The following is an 18402-nucleotide window of genomic DNA, read 5'->3' on the forward strand; positions in this document are numbered from 1 at the left end:
GGCCGCCGCCGAGGCGGCGATCGCGGCCGCCATCGCGGCGGATGTCGCGGCAGATGTCGCGGCAACGCCCCGCCGGCCTGCCGTGGAGCGGGCGGAGCCCCAGCTGCCGCTGCGCACGGCCGCCACCCCGCCGCCGCCGGCGGCCGTGGCCGTCAGTGACAGCGTGCGGCGCCGCCATGAGGAACGGGAGGAGGAGGCCGAGGGGGGCTTCTGGCCGGTGCTGATCGCCCTGGTGCTCTCGGCGGTCGTGGGGACGGCGGTGGGCTGGTGGTGGCTGAGCCGCGGCAAGGTGGCCGCCCCGGTGCCCGGGGGGCAGAGCGAGCTGCCCAGCAGCCTGCCCCCCTCGGAGGTGGATCAGCGGCAGCAGCTGCTCAACCGCCTGCGGGCCATGCAGGTGGACCGGGCCTGGTTCCTGAGCCTGGTGGATGCGGCCCTGCTGGCCCAGTACCCCGAGCGCAACGGCCGCCTCCCCTCCGACTCCCTGGAGGACGCGCCGCTGCGGCGGGTGTGGAACGAACTGGCCGAGGAATGGCTGGCCCGGGTGGAGCAGTTGCCCCTGCCCCTGCGGCGCCGGCTGGGCAACTTCAGCGCCAGCGACTGGGAGCAGCGGCAGGGTGGCTTCGTGGGCCAGGGGCTGAGCCCGGCGGTGCTGCGGGAGCTGGTGTCGGCCAGCGTCCAGAACCTGCTGCCGAGCCGCGCCTCCCAGGCGATGCCGCCGGAACCCTTCCGCCAGATCTGGTACGCGGCCGCCGAAATGATGCTGGAGAACCTCAGGATCGAGCCGATCGAGGCCCCCTCCGGCAACCCCCAGGTGCTGTCGGCCGAGGTGCCCGCCAGCGGGGCGCGCCTGTTCCCGATCCGCCTGCCCGCCGGCCACGGCCTCGCCCTCGGCGTCAGCGGCTCGCCGCTGCTGCAGATGAGCGTCTACTCGGCCGGGGGCACCCTGCTGGAGCCGAGGGGGCCGCTGCGGGTGGTCACCCTCGACTCCCAGAAGAGCTCGCCGGTGCAGCTGCTGCTCACCAACGACGGCGTCGCCCCGGCCCTGATCCGCCTGTCGCTGCGGGCCGATCCGCCGGCCCCCACACCGCCGCCGGCGCCGGACGCCCCCCCGGCCCCCGAGGAGCCCCAGGACACGCCGGCCACGCCCGCTCCCGCCACCCCCGGGGCCAACCCGGCACCGGCCGCCCCGGCGGCACCGGCCCCCGCGACCCCACCGGCGCCCCCCGCACCGCCCAGCAACTGAGGCCGGAGTTCAGAGACGGGCGACGGCGGCCCGGGTCTCCTTGGCGATCTGCTTGTTCTTCTCGTCGGCGCGCTTGTCGTGCAGCTTGCGGCCCTTGCCCAGGCCGATGGTGATCTTGATCCAGGAGCCCTTGAGGTGCAGGTTCAGCGGGATCAGGGTGAGGCCCTTCTGATCGAGGGCCACGCGCAGCTTGTCGATCTCGCGGCGGTGGGCGAGCAGTTTGCGCACCCGCAGGGGCTCGTGGTTGAAGAACTTGCCGGCGTGGCTGTGGGGGGAGATGTGGACGTTGTGGAGCTGCATCTCGCCGTTGCGGATCAGGCAGAAGCCGTCGCGCAGGTTCACCTGGCCGGCCCGGATCGACTTCACCTCGGTGCCGAGCAGTTCGACGCCGGTCTCGAGGGTTTCGAGAATCTCGTACTGGTGTCTGGCCAGGCGGTTGTCGGCCAGCAGCCGGTTGGCCGGGTCGGCACCCTTGGCGCCACCACCCTTCCTGCCGGGCCCCTTCGCCATCGCCGCGTTCCTGATCACCTGGGTGCTCCCCGACCCTAGGCAGCAGCCGGTACCCTCCAACCATGGCGATCATCTCTTCGGGAGGAACGGCCGCACCCGCTCCCCGGGGGCCACGGTCCGGGGCGGCTCCGGAGCGGCTCGTGGACCCCACCGCCGCCGTCGAGGAGCCCCCCGTGCGGGAGGACGGCCTGCGGCCCCGCCGGCTGGATGACTACATCGGCCAGAGCGAGCTGAAGCAGGTGCTGCGCATCGCCGTGGAGGCCACCCGCCGCCGCCAGGAGGCCCTCGACCACGTGCTGCTCTACGGCCCCCCCGGCCTCGGCAAGACCACCATGGCCCTGGTGCTGGCCGAGGAGCTGGGGGTGCGCTGCCGGATCACCAGCGCCCCGGCCCTGGAGCGCCCCCGCGACATCGTCGGTCTGCTGGTGAACCTGCAGCCCCGCGAGGTGCTGTTCATCGATGAGATCCACCGGCTCAACCGGGTGGCCGAGGAGATCCTTTACCCCGCCATGGAGGACTTCCGCCTCGACCTCACCGTCGGCAAGGGCACCACGGCCCGCACCCGCAGCCTGGAGGTGGCCCCGTTCACCCTGGTGGGGGCCACCACCCGCGCCGGCTCGCTGAGCTCGCCGCTGCGGGATCGCTTCGGCCTGATCCAGCGGCTGGAGTTCTACGGCCTCGATGACCTCGAGGCGATCGTGGTGCGGGCCGCCGGCCTGCTGCAGCTGGCCCTGCAGCCCTGCGCCGCCCAGGAGGTGGCCCGCCGCTGCCGGGGCACGCCCCGCATCGCCAACCGGCTGCTGCGCCGGGTGCGGGACGTGGCGGCGGTGGGGGGCCACGGCCAGATCGATGCGGCGCTGGTGGAGGAGGCCCTCTCCCTGCACCGGGTGGACGGCCGCGGCCTCGATGCCAGCGACCGGCGCCTGCTGAGCCTGATGCTCGAGGCCTACGGCGGCGGGCCGGTGGGGCTCGAAACCCTGGCGGCGGGGCTCGGGGAGGACCCCGCCACCCTGGAAGCAGTGGTGGAGCCCTACCTGCTGCAGCTGGGCTTCCTGCAGCGCACCCCCCGGGGCCGGATCGTCACCCCCGCCGGCCGCGCCCACCTCGATGGTGCGTCCGCGGTGGCGGCATGAGGCGGCGCGCAGGCCCGCCGGGCGGGTCAGCGGCCTTTCTGAGGCTTCGAATCGTCCGACAGCTTCAGCAGCAGTACATCCCCCTGCAGCCGCAGGGACTGGGGGTCGGGCCAGGGTCGCATCGTCCGGAATTGGTCGCTGACGCTGGCGTGCGCGGCCGCATCGCTCACTGTGAGGTTGGCGACGCCAAGGGTTCGGAGGTAAGCCACGATGCGCGCTGGGTTGCCGCCGTCCCAGTTGAAAAAAGATCCGTTCGCCGTCGAGTACCAGGCGGAACGTGACAATAGTGGTCGGTTGAGCTGGCCCTGAACGACAAGCTTCAGGGGGCCCTTTCCACTGAATTCCGGCCTGTTCAGCATGGCGGAGGCAAGGGAAGAGGCGGTGACCAGGTCCGCTCTGGAGTTGTAATTCCGGGCAAAGGAATACTCCGATACGGCATTGAGGCACTGGAAGGAAAGCAGGCCTGTCACTAGGGCTGCTGCCAGAACAGCTCCGCGCCTGAGACTCCTGGCGTGGATCAGCCAGAGCATGGCGAATACCCAGATGACATAGGGAAAGGAGACGTAAGACCGGAGGGGAAGCCTGTTGGGTGTTGACAGGATATTCAGCAGAAACGGTGAGAGCAGCAGCAGAACGACCAGGCCACCCTGCGTGAGCGGAGACCATGGCTGTGATCGGCGCGTCGCGAACCCATAGGTGATGATTGATCCTGCGATCAGGATCGGCAGAGCCCAGAGATCCGGTCCGTAGGAGTAGGCCGGGTGAGCGTAGGAGCGGATGATCTGAAGGACATGACCAAACAAGTAGTCAAGTGGCTTGAATCGAAGCAGGCCGAGGGTGTTGCGCGTGTATTGGTCGAGGTGGGTGGGCTCTAGGCCCTGGATCAGCAGGCTCAGCTTGAAGATCAACCGATGCAGCAGGATGGCGATTGCCCCGTAGCAAAAGAAGTACGGCAAGGCCTTGAGCCTTGCCCTGGCTTCCGTCTGGGCCTCCCCGTCTCCGTTCAGCAGGACACAGCCCACACCGATCGAGAGGTACAGGAGAACAAAGGATTGAAAAAAGCCGATCATCACCACCAGAAGCGCGATCGTGACCAGTGAGAGGCGCCAGAAGCGCGCCCTGCTGCTCGAGTCTCCGGCGTGGACACGCAGGGTCTCGATGGCGGCCATGGGTGCGAGCACCAGTCCAAAGGCAAGCGAAAATGCCGTGACAGGAAACTCCTGCAAGAGCCAGTTCGTCGGGAAGCCGATGAAGATCACGAACGGCAGTGTCGTCCTCCAGGAATGCCGCAGGTTGTGGATGCCGAGCAGCAGGACGTAAGAGGTCACATAGGCCACGGCCAGGGAGGCATAGGCGATGAAGGGGTGGGTGCTCTGCCAGGCGCCTCTGCGGAGAAGTCCAAGCATGAATCTGCCGATCTGGAAGTGAAAGAGAATCGATTGGTTCCTGTCGATGAGAGTCAACTCATCGTCAATCGATACCGTGTAGGAAAAAAGGAAGCCTCCTAGGCAGAGGATGGTGATTCCCAACAGCACGCCGATTGCCCCGCTGGAAAGCCCCGTCTTGCGCGGCATCCTTTCAATCGAGCTGAGCAGGCTGTTGTCCATGGCATCGTGCATCCACAACGCCATCCATGATCACCCGCCGTTACTGTCGGGGCATGGCACACAGCACAGCGCTGGGAGACCCAGTCCCATTCCGAAGCTGGGTCAGGGTCTTTCCGCTCTACTTGGATGGCTGCGTCATGGCAGGGCGGTCCGTCGGCGGGAGCGGATACTGATCATGACGTCGGTCAACCCTTTCAGGGCTCTTGTTCTTCTGTTTCTTGTAGGGCTCCTGGCCTGGCCGCCCGCCGTGCGAGCCGATTCAGACGAGGCGGCGCTGTCCTCACCGTCGCTGTCTTTGCCGGCCCTGTTCGAGCAGGCCCTGGCCGCCAGCCGCGAGGGGCACTTCGGCGAGGCCCTGCCCCTGTGGGACCGGGTGGTGGATCTGGCGCCCGAGGACGCCTCGGCCTGGAGCAACCGCGGCAACGTGCAGCTGGCCCTGGGGGATGCCCGGGCGGCGATCGCCGACCAGGACCGGGCCATCGAGCTGGAGCCCGCCAGCGCCGACCCCCACCTCAACCGCGGCACCGCCGAGGAGGCCCTGGGCCTCTGGCCGGAGGCGGCGGCCGACTACGCCTGGATCCTGGAGCGCAATCCGGAGGATGCCTCCGCCCTTTACAACCTGGGCAACGTGGAGGGCTCCCGGGGTGACTGGCCGGCGGCCCGCCAGTGCTTCGAGGCGGCGGCCGCCGCCCGGCCGGGCTTCGCCATGGCCCGCTCCAGCGCCGCCCTGGCCGCCTTCCAGCTGGGGGACATCCCGGTGGCTGAGAAGCAGCTGCGCGACCTGATCCGCCGTTACCCGCTGTTCGCCGATGCCCGCGCCGGCCTCACGGCGCTGCTGTGGCAGCGGGGGGCCCGGGGCGAGGCCGAGAGCCACTGGGCCGCGGCCTCCGGCCTCGATCCCCGCTACCGGCAGGAAGAATGGCTGCTGCAGATACGGCGCTGGCCGCCCGTGCCCGTGCAGGCTCTGGCCCAGTTCCTGGCCCTGGCCTCCTGAACCGGTTTCGCCCCCTCGGCCTCCCCCTCCGCCCATGACCCCCTTGTCCTTTCCCCCCTTCTCACCCGGCGGGCCCGTCGAAGGGGGGGATGGGGCCTGGGACGCCCTGGGACTGGAGGACACCCTGCAGTCGCTGCTGCCGGAGCTGATCCAGATCCGCCGCCACATTCACCGCCACCCCGAGCTGAGCGGCCACGAACAGCAGACCGCCGCCCTGGTGGCCGGTGAGCTGCGGCGCTGGGGCTGGGAGGTGCGCGAAGGGGTGGGCCGCACCGGGGTGGTGGCCGAACTGGGGCCGGTGGGGGCGCCGCTGGTGGCCCTGCGGGCCGACATGGACGCCCTGCCGATCGAGGAGCGCACCGAGCTGCCCTACGCCTCCAGCCGCCAGGGCCTGATGCATGCCTGCGGCCACGACATCCACACCACCGTGGGCCTGGGGGTGGCGCGGCTGCTGGCCGGCGTGGCCGACCGGCTCACGGCCCGGGTGCGGCTGCTGTTCCAGCCGGCGGAGGAGACGGCGGAGGGGGCCGCCTGGATGCGGGCCGATGGGGCGATGGAGGGGGTGCAGGCCCTGTTCGGGGTGCACGTGTTCCCGAGCCTGGAGGTGGGCACGGTGGGGGTGCGCAGCGGCAGCCTCACGGCCGCGGCGGGGGAGCTGGAGGTGGAGGTGCTGGGGGAAGGGGGCCACGGCGCCCGCCCGCACCAGAGCACCGATGCGATCTGGATCGCCGCCCGGGTGGTGAGCGGGCTGCAGGAGGCGATCAGCCGACGGCTCGACCCGCTCCATCCTGTGGTGGTGAGCTTCGGGCTGATCGAGGGGGGCAAGGCCTTCAACGTCATCGCCGACCACGTGCGGCTGCTGGGCACGGTGCGCTGCCTGGATCTGGAGGTGCACGCCCAGCTGCCGGGCTGGATCGAGGACACGGTGCATGCCCTCTGCCAGGGCCACGGCGGCGAGGCCCGGGTGCATTACCGCTGCATCTCGCCGCCGGTGCACAACGATCCGGAGCTCACCCAGCTGGTGGCCGACACGGCCGTGGGCCTGCTGGGCCGCTCCCGGGTCCAGTGGCTGGAGCAGCCGTCCCTGGGGGCCGAGGACTTCGCCCAGCTGCTGGAGGGCACCCGCGGCACCATGTTCCGCCTGGGGGTGGCCGGGCCCGGGGGCTGCACGCCCCTGCACAGCAACAGCTTCGATCCCGACGAGGGCTGCCTGGAGGTGGGCATCAAGGTGCTCACCCTCAGCCTGCTGCGCTGGATGGAGCAGCCGGTTTGAGCGGCCGTCGGCCCTCCCGCTTCCGGGCGGCACTGCTGGCGCTCTCCTCGCCGCTGCTGATCCTGCTGGCCCTGCTGGTGCTGTTCACCCGCCAGGGGGCCGACAAGCTGCCGGCCGTGCCCGCCCTGGTGATCGGCTCCGGCCTGCTCACCACCAGCTGGATCCGCCGGCGGCGGCGCCGGGCCGAGCTGCTGCGGGCCCTGCGCCAGGCCCCCCGGCCGGCGGCGAGCTGCGCCAAGGTGAAGGATCCCCGCCCTGATCCCCGTGAGTGAGTCCACCCCCGATCTGGAAGCGGCACGCCAGGCGATCACCTCGGGCGATCCAAGCCGGGCGATGCCGGCCCTGGCGGGGCTGCGGGGGGTGGAGCCGGAGGCGGCGATTCCGCTGCTGCTGCTGGGGCTGGAGCAGACCACCTTCGTGATCCGTTCATTGGCCTGCGCCGGGCTGGGGGTGAAGCGCAGCGAGGCCGGCTGGGCGGCCCTGGAGACGGCGGTGCGCCAGGACGAGGACGCCAATGTGCGCGCCGAGGCCGCCAACGCCCTGGCCAGCTACGGGGTGGAGAGGGCCTGGCCCCTGCTGCGGGATGCGTTCGTGGCCGACGACCAGTGGCTGGTGCGCTGCAGCATCCTCTCGGCCCTGGCGGAGCAGGAGGCGATGCCGGCGGCCTGGCTGCTGGAGCTGGCCCGGGAGGCGGTGACCGATGGCGACGGCACGGTGCGGGCCGGTGGGGCCGAGATCCTGGGGCGCCTGGTGCGTGAGGGCCGGGGGCCGGAGGCGGCCCAGGCCCGCGAGGCCCTGGCGGCGCTGCAGGGCGACGGCGACCATCGCGTCACGGCCATCGCCCTGGACGGCCTGCAGGCCTGAAGCCTGCGACTGCGGGGGTTCGTGGGCCCGGAGATGGGGCGGCGCGTCGATTCCGTGACCTGTACAGCCTGTACAGAACCGTGAAACGTTGTTGCGGACCCCTGCCCCCTTCTGGCCTTGACCCCACCCCCGTCCAGCCTTGCTAGGTTTCGAGCGTCACTAGGGGTGCCCGGCGCAGGATCCACCGATCGCTTCGCCCAGGGCTGAGATCACACCCTCCGAACCTGATACGGGTCATGCCGGCGCAGGGAAGTGGAACAGGATCGTGAAACCAATCTCAGGCCGCGCCCCCGCCCTTTGCCGGAGCCCGTCATGCGCAGCGCCTGGATCCAGAAGCGTCGTGGTCAAGCCAACGTCACCCAGCTGCATTACGCCCGCCAGGGGGTGATCACCGAGGAGATGGCCTACGTGGCCAAGCGGGAAAACCTGCCCGAGTCGCTGGTGATGGAGGAGGTGGCCCGGGGCCGCATGATCATCCCCGCCAACATCGAGCACCCTGGCCTGGAGCCGATGGCGATCGGCATCGCCAGCAAGTGCAAGGTCAACGCCAACATCGGCGCCTCCCCCAATGCCTCCGACCTCGATGAGGAGGTGGCCAAGCTGAAGCTGGCTGTGAAGTACGGCGCCGACACCGTGATGGACCTCTCCACCGGCGGTGTGAACCTCGATGAGGTCCGGACAGCGATCATCAACGCCTCCACGGTGCCGATCGGCACGGTGCCCGTGTACCAGGCGCTGGAGAGCGTGCACGGGATGATCGAGAAGCTCGATGAGGACGACTTCCTGCATGTGATTGAGAAGCACTGCCAGCAGGGCGTCGACTACCAGACGATCCATGCCGGCCTGCTGATCGAGCACCTGCCCAAGGTGAAGGGCCGCCTCACCGGGATCGTGAGCCGCGGCGGCGGCATCCTGGCCCAGTGGATGCTGTACCACCATCGCCAGAACCCGCTGTTCACCCGCTTCGACGACATCTGCGAGATCTTCAAGCGCTACGACTGCAGCTTCTCCCTGGGGGATTCCCTGCGCCCTGGCTGCCAGCACGATGCCTCCGATGCGGCCCAGCTGGCGGAACTGAAGACCCTGGGTGAGCTCACCCGCCGCGCCTGGAAGCACGACGTGCAGGTGATGGTGGAGGGTCCGGGCCATGTGCCGATGGACCAGATCGAGTTCAACGTCAAGAAGCAGATGGAGGAGTGCAGCGAGGCGCCCTTCTATGTGCTCGGCCCGCTAGTCACCGACATCGCCCCCGGCTACGACCACATCACCAGCGCCATCGGCGCGGCCCTGGCCGGCTGGCACGGCACGGCGATGCTCTGCTACGTGACGCCGAAGGAACACCTGGGCCTGCCCAACGCCGAAGACGTGCGCGAAGGCCTGATCGCTTACAAGATCGCCGCCCACGCCGCCGACATCGCCCGCCACCGCCCCGGCGCCCGCGACCGCGACGACGAGCTGAGCCGCGCCCGCTATGCCTTCGACTGGAACAAGCAGTTCGACCTGAGCCTGGATCCGGAGCGGGCCCGCGAGTACCACGACGAAACCCTGCCGGCCGACATCTACAAGCAGGCCGAGTTCTGCTCGATGTGCGGCCCCAAGCACTGCCCGATGCAGACCAAGATCACCGACGAGGACATCGAGGGTCTCGAGCAGGTGCTGGCCGAGCAGAAGAAGGCCCAGGGGGAACCGCTGGGGGTCTGAGTTGGGGGTGGCACAGCCAACGGCCCAGGAGGTGATCACTCTCCTGGGCCTGGAGCCCCACCGCACCTGCGGCCTGGTGGCCCAGAGCTACACGGCCGGAGCAATCCCTGGCGGTGCCCTCTACTTCCTGGCCAGCCCGGAGCGGGGCATCCAGCTGCATCGCATCGCCCAGGATCAGGTGTATCACCACTACCTGGGGGATCCACTGGAGGGGCTGCTGGTGTCCGCCGATGGCGTGGCCTCACGGCATCGGGTGGGCAGTGACCTGGCGGCGGGGGAGCGGCCCCAGCTGGCGATTGCCGGTGGCACGTTTCATGCCGGACGGGTGGCTCCGGGTGGCGCCTTCGGTTACGCGCTGCTGGGCACCAGTGTGTGGGGGCGGGTGGATCCGGAGCGGGTGGAGCGCATGGATTTGGGGGCGCTGGGAGAGGTGTTTCCGGCGGCGCTGCCAGTGATCAAGGCTTTTGACTCCGTCTGACCGAGAGGGTCTGGTCGGCTTGTCAGCCAGGGTGAGGGCAGAGGCAAAGCAGCTAGCTTGAACTGAGGAGGTGTCTTCAATGTCCAGACAGTTTGATGTCGTCCTAGAAAGAGATTCAGAAGGTTTCTATGTGGCGACCGTACCGGCACTGCCCGGTTGCCATACGCAGGCCCGATCCCTGGATCAATTGATGGAGCGAGTCAAGGAGGCCATTGAGCTCTGCCTTGAAGTTGCAGGCTCTGCCCTTGAGACACCCAGACGGAAGAACGACGGTTGTGCCGGTTCATTCCAATGAATCTTTGGGGCCCGGCCTTTTGTAGGCATCCGTTCCATGGCTGGAATACGGCCCTTTTGATTGAGAAACTCAACGATCTGTTGCGCCGTCTGAACAGGCCATTGCCAGCCTGGCCCGACCCTTGAGTTGCATGCCCAAACCGATGGATTTATGGTCCAAGCGTCGTTGTTGACCGCATCGATTGGGCTTCCCACTTCCCAATCGCGTCACGTCCTATCTGTACGGGGGGCTGTTCCTCGGCCTGCTCCTGGTGATGGCGGCGGCCCTGACGGTCAACACCATCGGCTTCCGGCTGGCCCCGCGGCTGCGCCAGACCACGCTTCAGGGGCGGCACTTCTCCCACGAGGTGAAGCCGATGTTGATCGGCCTGACCGGAATGTTCGTGGGCGCCTACCTGCAGGGCGTGCTGGCGGAAGGCCGCCCCAAGCTCAAGGGCTAACGCCCCAGACGCGATGGCTTCCAACGCTCCCTTCGCCCTGGTGGCCGCCGCCGGCGGTGCGCCGCTGCTGCTGCGGCAGCTGTTTGACGCCGAGACCAGCACCTTCACCTACCTGCTGGCGGATGTGGCCTCCCGGCAGGGGGTGCTGATCGATTCGGTGTACGAGCAGCACCCCCGTGATCTCTCCCTGATCCGGGAGCTGGGCATCCAGCTGGTCGCCAGCCTCGACACCCACGTGCACGCCGACCACGTGACCGGCAGCTGGCGACTGCACCGGGCCACCGGCTGCGCCATCGCCCTGGCCGCCGTCGCCGGGGCCGAGAACGTGACCCTGCCCCTGCGCCATGGGGATCGGGTGAGCTTCGGCGGCCGCCACCTGGAGGTGCGCGCCACCCCAGGCCACACCGATGGTTGCCTCAGCGTGGTGCTCGATGACCACAGCGTGGCCTTCACCGGCGATGCCCTGCTGGTGCGGGGCTGCGGCCGCTGTGACTTTCAGCAGGGGGATGCCGCCACCCTGTACCACTCGATCACCGAGCAGCTCCTCTCCCTGCCCGACCACTGCCTGCTCTACCCGGCCCACGATTACAGCGGCCGGGCGGTGAGTTCGGTGGCCGAGGAGAAGGCCTACAACGCCCGGCTCGGGGGCGAGGCCGATGAGCGCGACTTCGTGGGCTACATGGAGAACCTGCATCTCCCCCACCCCAACCGGATCTCCGTGGCCCTGCCGGCCAACCTGCGCTCCGGCCGGCCCGCTGACGGTGGTCTGGATGAGGCGGACGACTGGGCCCCGATCGAACGCAGCTATGCCGGCCTGCCGGAACTGACAGCCGACTGGGTGGCCGACCATCGCGAGGCCCTGACGCTGGTGGACGTGCGTTCCGAAGCGGAGGTGCAGGGCCCGGACGGCCGCATCCGGGGCAGCCTGCTGATTCCCCTGCCCGAGTTGCAGATCCGGGCCGGCGAGATACCAACCGATCGACCCACGGTGGTGCTTTGCCACTCCGGCAGCCGCTCCGCCCTGGCCACCCAACAGTTGCAGAAGAAGGGGCTCACACAGGTGGCCAACCTGCGCGGCGGCCTGCGGGCCTGGAAGGCGCAGGGGCTGCCGTTGGAGCATCCCTGAGGAATCACACCATTGTGGTCTTCTGTAGCCGAGGACACAGGTGGTTCACGGACTCGTTAATCGCGGCTGGGATTGGGGTTCTTGAATAAAGTGTCACCGAGCTCACCCGTTGTAGAGACTGTTTTCTTTGCACAAGCTTGACTTCTCTGGCATGGGCCTGCCGGATGGGGGTGGTTCGCATAACCGTTGAAGAACAAGTTAGACCTCATCATGACCGTCACCGACCAGTTCCAGTTGCTGAAGAGCGAGCTTCACGGTTTCGCGGATCTAGGCAGAGAGCCCGGGTCTATCGGATTTCTTGGGCGAGAAGCCCTGGGATTTCTCTCGATTGCCGGAACGCTTAAAGAAAGAGGGATGGTTGGCAATGCATGCGTTGATGAGCGCTATATCTCTAATTGTTTTGCCAGCTCGCTCATCGAAGGCTTTTTCTGGTTGGTTTACATCCTTGATGAACGCTCTAGTCGTCCGTCACGGCATGGAAATCTCGTAACGTTATTCAAGCGAGACTATTGCAAGTTCAACTATGAAAACTCGGTCGTCAATTGTTCTCTCGCGCCGCCTGGCCAAGGATGGAGCCAAATCCAGGGTTGTCTAGATGTAAGAAGCATGATCACTCAGGTGCGTATCGATCAAGGTAATCGACTCGAGCCGCTCTATGCCATTTACCGTATTGCCAGCTTCGACACGCACAGGAAGAGCTTGATCAGCATCATCGTAGCGGCGCTCGGCGACTCCAATCCGAGCTTTAAAGAACTTGACATAGACTTCGCTTTTAATCTCATCGCCAATCAGTACTTGTTTATGCTCCGCCATCTGGACGCGGCGAGCGAGATCTATCTACTTGCTCAAGCGACAGCATCAAGCGCTTCACAATTGGTACTATCGCTTGAGCTCAGGCGTTAGCCCGCAAACACTCCCTGATTCTCATGCTCAATACTGTTACCTTGAAGTTCGGATCCAATGGGACTTTGTCAGAACTGAGTGTTGATCCGCTCAGGATGACGGTGTTCGTTGGGCCGAACAACTCCGGAAAGAGTTTGGTACTCCGCGAGATTCAGCAGTATGCGGAACACGGCAAACCTGCCAGAAGCAAAATTGTTGAACACCTAGAAATCGCATACCCCGATCCTGAGTCAGCAGCCGTACTCGTACGTTCTCGAGAAGCTGCATTGCCTCCAGGGCAGTACCTCCAGGAGAACCATGTGCGGCTAATTCGCACCATTCCAAGTTCGGGCAGTGTGTCGCAATTTGATGTCAACGTTCCCCATCTTCTCCAGAACATCCAAGGTGCTTGGGAAAAGCAGAGTGCTTCCTCCTTACCTGCGAGATTCGATCCCTGGCCAGGTGTATTCGAGCAGTTCGTCTCGCTCTATACGATTGCGCTAGACGGCCGAACGCGATTCGCACTTACGGAGCCGCGCCAAGCAGGTGACTTGCAGCTCGCTCCACAAAACCATCTCGCGGCCCTGTTTGTAAATGATGTGGCCCGCGCTAGGGTACGTGAGATCACTCACGATGCGATCGGATTATATTTCGTCATCGACCCGACAAACTTGGGCACCTTCCGAATACGGATGTCGCTCCGAGCTCCAGCCGATCCCACTGAGGAACAGGCTGTAGATCAGCGTTCCCGCAATTTCCATGCAGCGGCCACCGATATTGCGGAAGCAAGCGATGGAGTGAAAGCGTTCACCGGGCTTGTCAGCGCGCTTATCAGCGCAGACTATCGCATCATACTTGTTGATGAGCCTGAGGCGTTTCTTCACCCACCGTTGGCGCGAAAGCTTGGTGGAACTATGGCCGCACTGGCAACTGAGCGCAAAGCAAACGTGTTCGCGTCGACGCATAGCGCTCACTTCCTGATGGGCTGCATCGAATCCGGGACGCGGACGAATATTATTCGCCTTACCTATAACCAAGGAAGTGCTACCGCACGGCTGCTCCCGGACAGTCGACTGTCCACGCTGATGCGTGATCCACTTCTTCGTTCAACGGGTGTTCTGAACGCACTTTTCCATGCAAGTGCGGTTGTATGTGAAGCTGATCGGGATAGGGCCTTCTACGAAGAAATTAACACCCGCCTAGTTGCTGCGAAGAAGCCTGCGGTAACGGATGGCGTATTCCTCAATGCGCAAAACAAACAGACAATCCGTCGCATTGTGCAGCCTCTGCGGGAGATGGGTATTCCAGCAGCCGCAGTAGTCGATGTCGATATAATCAAAGGCACCGACCTTCGCGATCTTCTTGGTGCTTGCTTTGTGCCGAGCGCCCTTGTCCATTCGCTTACAATACTTCGCGGTAACATAGAGGCTCGCTTCAAGGAGCTGGGTCTAGATATGAAGGCTGGTGGTGTCAGGCAACTCCAAGGCGCTGATCGTGAGTCCTTTGAGTCGCTAATGGAGCAACTTCGTGCCTATGGGGTTTTCGTTGTGCCGATCGGTGAAGTTGAGTCTTGGCTACAATCTCTTCGTGTCGCTGCTGCCAAGGACGTGTGGCTCACGACGATCTTCGAGCGAATGCGTTCTGATCCTAACGAAGTGGATTATGTCCGCCCGGAATCAGGTGATGTTTGGGGCTTCATTGAGGCCGTCGCCAATTGGACTTCTGATCCAATGCGCCACGGTATGCCATTGGAATAGCTCATCCGAGGCCAAGAAGTCGCTGCGGCGGATGTGCAGCCGGAAGCAGTTCGGCATAATGTAAAGTCGGCACATGGCTGAATGCCGCTGATCTAGGAGTCACCTTGCTGTTGGCCGCCTGAGCTCTCGAATCTTGTCTAAAATCATTTTATACCAATTGTTTCTTATGCAGCTTGACCGGACTTTGGCCAACTTATGCAAGGAGCTGTTTTAAGATGGTCGAGTACCATAAAGTGGTAAGGCTTCTCACAAGGAACGGGTACAATGAGCGAGAAAACATCTCAGACTATTGGTTCTCTAATCATGAAGAGCTGGCAAGAATTGTCAACCAGAGATTCCCTTATCATAGTCAGATCTTTGACTTACAGGTGAGGTGGAGATCGGCAATGGGTGAGACTCGCGTAAACGCCCTCAAGGAACATATAGAGCATTTGCAGGAGCAAGCACGCTTAGAGCGTTCGAGGAAGTACCAGCGCGGTGATTATGGTCGATTCATCGAATTGGCGAAGATAGATCTTAATGGCTTCGTGTTTCATTTTGATGAACGTGAATGCACTATCAAAACTCTAGTAAACTCTTTTAAAACAAGCCAAATTGAAGGTTGGCATGATCTGAGGGGCATTCCTCTAGATGGAGTCCGTGTGTCAGACTCTGCATTGATTGGGCTTAACTTCAGTAGTGCATCATTCATTGGTGCAAACATTCAACAAGTTGACCTTGTCAATTGTAACTTTGTATCGGCAAACCTTGATGATTCAAGATTTGTAGCAGTACGCCATGGTGGAGGTACTGCTCTTGGCGGGGCTTCATTTAGAGGGGCCTTCATAAATGCAGTTGCTCTAAGCGATGAAGTCGTTGGTTCCCCGATGCGAATCATAGAGATCAGTTACTTTGGGCTTATCGTGTATCTGCTAGATGTGCTGGTGCTGAAGAGACATCCGGCAAGGAACCGCAGAAAGTGGACGAGATTTCAATTGGTAGACGTTCGCGGAGTAAGCGACCCTTTATTGAAATATCAAGCTGAATATATTAACTGGTCACAGTCTCTTCTTGGAAAAATTGATGGTTTTGATGAGCTTCCTCTTATTGAGCGAGTCTCTCTTCTTCTATCAATCACTTTGACGAAGTACTGGAGATCGCCGGCCGTTCTCTTGAGCTTTGCTGTGATCGCAAACATAATCTTTGCGGGATTATACGTAGCCTTCTCATGTCATTATACAAATTTTTCGGGCTCGCCCTTGGAAAGCTTCTATTTTAGCGTATTGATGTTTACTGGTTACGGAAACATAACGCCACGTGACGATCTTGGTAGAGTCATTGTGATGGCTGAGGTAATCCTAGGCTATTTGGCTCTCGGCAGCTTTCTGTATATCTTAGGTCAGAAAGTGTCTCAAAGATATTAGGGAGCTTAGTTTGTCGTCTTGCTGATAAGCCATGCTTTTGGCCGGATGGTAATTGCATGCCACCGGGATGTTGGAAGAATGATAGATATTCGTGAATGGTGCGTCAGTCAGGCGTTCTCGAACTTCACCTTTGGTGATACCTAACCTTCTGCCCCTCCCGCTCGCTCTGGAACCGCTGCAACCGGTGCGTCAGCGCTCGTAGCCGTTTCATGTGGTGGGAGTTCACCGGATCAAACAGATCCCCCCGGGCGGTTTCGATGAACACCAGCACGTCCTTGGGACTGCAGGGACCACTTTTCCAGCCGTGGAATTCCCGATGCAGATCGGGCGTCAGCACCAGGATGTTCTCCGGCAGGTCGGCCAGATCCGGGCGGCTGCGGCGGTCAAACAGATGGTGCCCGTCCAGGTCGATCTTCTTGTACACCTCTGCCTTCTTGCCGGTGATCTCGCAGCGATGGCCGGCGGCCGACTTGGCACGCTTGATGGCCCGGTCCACGCCTTCGGTGAGGTAGCGGATCTCGGAGTTGAAGCAGGCTTCCACGACATCGCCCACCGCTTCGATCCAGGCCTGGCGCGTCTTAGTTATCCGGCTGTTCACCCGCATGTCGCGGGCGACGCGGGCGATGCCCCGCTGGCTGATCAGCAGCTGCCGCTCCTCGCTCTCCAGGAAGTCCTTGTTGAGCTCCAAGGCCTCTTCTCCTTCTTCGGTGCCAGCGATGCGCAGCCGGTTCCAGGAGTTGTTCAGTCCCAGGTAGTTTGTCTGCAGGATCCCCACCGTGGTTTTCCGGCTCACGAAGGCCAGATCGCCCCGGATCTCCAGGGTGCCGCCGGCCTCGATGAACTCCTGGGTGATCCGCCGCGACACCAGCAGCTGCTTGCGCTTCTGCTTCACGTTGAACAGTCGTTCGCGGATCTTGCCAAGCAAGCCCGTTTTCTCGGTGGCTTCGATGTAGCGGGCCAGCGCCTCCACGCCCTCCTCGCTGAAGCGCCGGGGGCGTCGACCATTGGCGCCGGCCACCGCGGGGCCGGCGTACTCGAAGTGCTCGCCCTCCACGAGTTCCCATTCGTCGTCGCCCTTGGCATCGAACGCGTCGACGATGTTGTAGAGGCTGTCGATCCGTTTTCCGAGAATCCTGGCCGTTTCCTTGGCCGTCAAAAGGTCGCGCATCGTTTCAGGGCATCAGGGCAAGGATCGAGTCCTTCATCGTCTGCAGGCGTTCCGCCACGCGGGGATCGCCGCCGTGGTCGGGGTGGTGCACCTGGATCAGGCGCCGGAACGCCTCGCGCACCTCATCCGCCGTGGCGGTCTTCGGGTCGAGGCCGAACACCACCCAGGGCCGGAAGTGCTGCAGCACGTCGATGCCATTGATCACGGTGGGTCCGTCCTCCAGGTTCCGCTCGTTGGCCGGAATGCCGATGAAGCGCCGGTAGAGGACCAGCCAGTCGTCCTTGGTCTTCAGCGCCACCTCTTCGCCCGTCATCGAGAGCTGGAAGTTCTTGTCCTTCCGCAGCTGGGTGACGGTCTTGCACCTGAAGTGGGCCAGCACCTTGTTCTTGATCTCGGTGGCGGTGGGGGGCTTGGGCTTCGGCGGCGGCGGATCCTTGAACGCTGCCCCGTTGATCGTCTGCGCGAAGGTCAGCAGGTCGGCCTCGCTTAGTTCCGGCTGTGCCAGGAGCGCCTGGATCAGCCCCCTGACCTCCGTCAGCGTCAGCTTTTTGCTTCGGGCGGCCACAGGCCAGTGGTGGAAACGATTTTCATCCTGGCCAGTGGCCTGTGGGGTTGCCTGGGGGCTTAGGAAACTGTCGTGTTTCGCCTGTCTGCCTGACCCTGCGGCAGCCACCAGAACGCCCGGTCTGTCTGGGTTCGGTGCTAAGGAGTGCCTTTGCTAGGTTGCCGCCGCCTGCCTGGCCCGTTGCAGCCTGATGAAAGCCGTCATCCTGGCCGGTGGACTGGGTACCCGACTCGCCGAGGAGACCCACCTGCGGCCCAAGCCGATGGTGGAGATCGGCGGCAAGCCGATCCTGTGGCACATCCTCAAGATCTACAGCCACCACGGCATCAACGATTTCATCATCTGTTGTGGCTACAAGGGTTATGTGATCAAGGAATACTTCGCCAACTATTTCCTGCACACCAGTGATGTCACCTTCCATATGGATCTCAACCATATGGAAGTGCACCGCCAGAAGGCCGAACCCTGGAAGGTCACCCTGGTCGACACCGGCGATGCCACCCTCACCGGCGGCCGTCTGGCCCGGGTGCGCAGCTACCTCCCCGACGACGAGTCCTTCTGTTTCACCTACGGCGACGGGGTCGCCGATGTGGACATCACCGCCCTGATCGCCCACCACCAGCGCCAGGGCCTGCAGGCCACCCTCACCGCCGTCCAGCCCCCCGGCCGCTACGGCGCCCTGCACCTCGATGGCGATGTGGTCACCGATTTCGAGGAGAAGCCCGACGGCGACAATGCCTGGATCAACGGTGGTTTCTTCGTGCTCGAGCCCCCCGTGATCGACCTGATCGACGGCGACCAGTGCATCTGGGAGCAGGCCCCCCTCAAGGCCCTGGCCACCAAGGGTCAGCTCAACTCCTTCAAGCACCGCGGCTTCTGGCAGCCCATGGACACCCTGCGCGACCGCCAGCGCCTCGAAGACCTCTGGCAGCAGGGCCGCGCCCCCTGGAAGATCTGGAGCTGA

18 protein-coding genes, 1 pseudogene and 1 riboswitch are annotated in these 18402 nt (G+C 64.2%); of the genes and pseudogenes, 15 read left to right on the forward strand and 4 right to left on the reverse strand.

Annotated features, from left to right (window positions below; genetic code table 11):
* Positions 1-1243, forward strand: a pseudogene (locus tag KUG38_RS07185) (serine/threonine protein kinase); the annotation flags it as partial.
* Between the two features lie 9 nt (positions 1244-1252).
* Here KUG38_RS07185 and smpB read toward each other — a convergent pair.
* Entirely contained in the window at positions 1253-1753 is a 501-nt protein-coding gene (gene smpB / locus KUG38_RS07190; protein ID WP_094584294.1) for an SsrA-binding protein SmpB, read from the reverse strand.
* Positions 1754-1815: 62 nt separating this feature from the next.
* Between smpB and ruvB the strand changes: the two genes are divergently transcribed.
* The gene (ruvB, locus tag KUG38_RS07195; protein ID WP_094584295.1) at positions 1816-2886 is read left to right on the forward strand and encodes a Holliday junction branch migration DNA helicase RuvB; all 1071 of its coding nucleotides are present in this window, start codon (positions 1816-1818) and stop codon (positions 2884-2886) included.
* A gap of 26 nt (positions 2887-2912) precedes the next feature.
* Here ruvB and KUG38_RS07200 read toward each other — a convergent pair whose 3' ends face one another.
* Positions 2913-4493 (reverse strand): glucosyltransferase domain-containing protein, encoded by a 1581-nt coding sequence (locus tag KUG38_RS07200; protein ID WP_216920258.1) that lies wholly within the window; start codon positions 4491-4493, stop codon positions 2913-2915.
* Positions 4494-4668: 175 nt separating this feature from the next.
* On the opposite strand from KUG38_RS07200, the gene KUG38_RS07205 reads away from it, so the two are divergent.
* The 12 genes from KUG38_RS07205 to KUG38_RS07260 all read left to right on the forward strand — a co-directional run bounded on the left by KUG38_RS07205 (position 4669) and on the right by KUG38_RS07260 (position 15705).
* Positions 4669-5487, forward strand: coding sequence for a tetratricopeptide repeat protein (locus tag KUG38_RS07205; protein ID WP_216920259.1), 819 nt, complete (start codon positions 4669-4671; stop codon positions 5485-5487).
* 34 nt (positions 5488-5521) lie between these two features.
* The gene (locus KUG38_RS07210) at positions 5522-6760 is read left to right on the forward strand and encodes an amidohydrolase (RefSeq protein WP_286195764.1); all 1239 of its coding nucleotides are present in this window, start codon (positions 5522-5524) and stop codon (positions 6758-6760) included.
* Positions 6757-7032, forward strand: coding sequence for a DUF3188 domain-containing protein (locus KUG38_RS07215; RefSeq protein WP_286195765.1), 276 nt, complete (start codon positions 6757-6759; stop codon positions 7030-7032). Before KUG38_RS07210 ends, KUG38_RS07215 begins: the two co-directional genes overlap by 4 nt.
* Complete coding sequence (locus KUG38_RS07220; RefSeq protein WP_216920260.1) at positions 7025-7624, forward strand: HEAT repeat domain-containing protein; 600 nt, start codon at positions 7025-7027, stop codon at positions 7622-7624. Before KUG38_RS07215 ends, KUG38_RS07220 begins: the two co-directional genes overlap by 8 nt.
* A 151-nt stretch (positions 7625-7775) precedes the next feature.
* Positions 7776-7892: riboswitch (TPP riboswitch) on the forward strand.
* A gap of 44 nt (positions 7893-7936) precedes the next feature.
* On the forward strand, positions 7937-9325 hold the full coding sequence (gene thiC, locus KUG38_RS07225; RefSeq protein ID WP_216920261.1) for a phosphomethylpyrimidine synthase ThiC: 1389 nt from the start codon (positions 7937-7939) through the stop codon (positions 9323-9325).
* Between the two features lie 7 nt (positions 9326-9332).
* Positions 9333-9803 (forward strand): cupin domain-containing protein, encoded by a 471-nt coding sequence (locus KUG38_RS07230; RefSeq protein WP_216920262.1) that lies wholly within the window; start codon positions 9333-9335, stop codon positions 9801-9803.
* Positions 9804-9882: 79 nt separating this feature from the next.
* Positions 9883-10098 carry a type II toxin-antitoxin system HicB family antitoxin gene (locus KUG38_RS07235; protein WP_216920264.1) on the forward strand — a complete coding sequence of 72 codons (216 nt, stop codon included), beginning with the start codon at positions 9883-9885 and terminating at the stop codon, positions 10096-10098.
* A gap of 181 nt (positions 10099-10279) precedes the next feature.
* Positions 10280-10537, forward strand: a complete 258-nt coding sequence (locus tag KUG38_RS07240) for a hypothetical protein (RefSeq protein ID WP_286195768.1) — start codon at positions 10280-10282, stop codon at positions 10535-10537.
* A 13-nt stretch (positions 10538-10550) separates the two neighbouring features.
* Positions 10551-11663 (forward strand): MBL fold metallo-hydrolase, encoded by a 1113-nt coding sequence (locus KUG38_RS07245; protein ID WP_216920265.1) that lies wholly within the window; start codon positions 10551-10553, stop codon positions 11661-11663.
* A 210-nt stretch (positions 11664-11873) separates the two neighbouring features.
* Complete coding sequence (locus KUG38_RS07250; protein ID WP_216920267.1) at positions 11874-12566, forward strand: hypothetical protein; 693 nt, start codon at positions 11874-11876, stop codon at positions 12564-12566.
* A gap of 95 nt (positions 12567-12661) precedes the next feature.
* Complete coding sequence (locus KUG38_RS07255; RefSeq protein ID WP_216920269.1) at positions 12662-14302, forward strand: AAA family ATPase; 1641 nt, start codon at positions 12662-12664, stop codon at positions 14300-14302.
* 215 nt (positions 14303-14517) lie between these two features.
* Positions 14518-15705: a pentapeptide repeat-containing protein gene (locus KUG38_RS07260; RefSeq protein ID WP_216920271.1), complete on the forward strand. Its 1188-nt coding sequence runs from the start codon at positions 14518-14520 to the stop codon at positions 15703-15705.
* A 124-nt stretch (positions 15706-15829) separates the two neighbouring features.
* Here KUG38_RS07260 and KUG38_RS07265 read toward each other — a convergent pair whose 3' ends face one another.
* On the reverse strand, positions 15830-16873 hold the full coding sequence (locus tag KUG38_RS07265) for a hypothetical protein (RefSeq protein WP_216920273.1): 1044 nt from the start codon (positions 16871-16873) through the stop codon (positions 15830-15832).
* A 4-nt stretch (positions 16874-16877) separates the two neighbouring features.
* Positions 16878-17438, reverse strand: a complete 561-nt coding sequence (locus KUG38_RS07270) for a J domain-containing protein (RefSeq protein ID WP_216920275.1) — start codon at positions 17436-17438, stop codon at positions 16878-16880.
* A 190-nt stretch (positions 17439-17628) separates the two neighbouring features.
* Between KUG38_RS07270 and rfbF the strand changes: the two genes are divergently transcribed.
* Positions 17629-18402 (forward strand): glucose-1-phosphate cytidylyltransferase, encoded by a 774-nt coding sequence (gene rfbF / locus KUG38_RS07275; protein WP_216920277.1) that lies wholly within the window; start codon positions 17629-17631, stop codon positions 18400-18402.

Origin of the sequence: Synechococcus sp. CCAP 1479/9, assembly GCF_019038535.1 — a bacterium.
Classification (GTDB): Bacteria; Cyanobacteriota; Cyanobacteriia; order PCC-6307; family Cyanobiaceae; genus Cyanobium.

Bases quoted from the DNA above. Each gene is read 5' to 3' on its own strand.
- smpB (WP_094584294.1), bottom strand. From the start codon at position 1,753: ATGGCGAAGGGGCCCGGCAGGAAGGGTGGTGGCGCCAAGGGTGCCGAC.
- ruvB (WP_094584295.1), top strand. From the start codon at position 1,816: ATGGCGATCATCTCTTCGGGAGGAACGGCCGCACCCGCTCCCCGGGGG.
- KUG38_RS07200 (WP_216920258.1), bottom strand. From the start codon at position 4,493: ATGGACAACAGCCTGCTCAGCTCGATTGAAAGGATGCCGCGCAAGACG.
- KUG38_RS07205 (WP_216920259.1), top strand. From the start codon at position 4,669: ATGACGTCGGTCAACCCTTTCAGGGCTCTTGTTCTTCTGTTTCTTGTA.
- KUG38_RS07210 (WP_286195764.1), top strand. From the start codon at position 5,522: ATGACCCCCTTGTCCTTTCCCCCCTTCTCACCCGGCGGGCCCGTCGAA.
- thiC (WP_216920261.1), top strand. From the start codon at position 7,937: ATGCGCAGCGCCTGGATCCAGAAGCGTCGTGGTCAAGCCAACGTCACC.
- KUG38_RS07235 (WP_216920264.1), top strand. From the start codon at position 9,883: ATGTCCAGACAGTTTGATGTCGTCCTAGAAAGAGATTCAGAAGGTTTC.
- KUG38_RS07245 (WP_216920265.1), top strand. From the start codon at position 10,551: ATGGCTTCCAACGCTCCCTTCGCCCTGGTGGCCGCCGCCGGCGGTGCG.
- KUG38_RS07250 (WP_216920267.1), top strand. From the start codon at position 11,874: ATGACCGTCACCGACCAGTTCCAGTTGCTGAAGAGCGAGCTTCACGGT.
- KUG38_RS07255 (WP_216920269.1), top strand. From the start codon at position 12,662: ATGACGGTGTTCGTTGGGCCGAACAACTCCGGAAAGAGTTTGGTACTC.
- KUG38_RS07260 (WP_216920271.1), top strand. From the start codon at position 14,518: ATGGTCGAGTACCATAAAGTGGTAAGGCTTCTCACAAGGAACGGGTAC.
- KUG38_RS07265 (WP_216920273.1), bottom strand. From the start codon at position 16,873: ATGCGCGACCTTTTGACGGCCAAGGAAACGGCCAGGATTCTCGGAAAA.
- rfbF (WP_216920277.1), top strand. From the start codon at position 17,629: ATGAAAGCCGTCATCCTGGCCGGTGGACTGGGTACCCGACTCGCCGAG.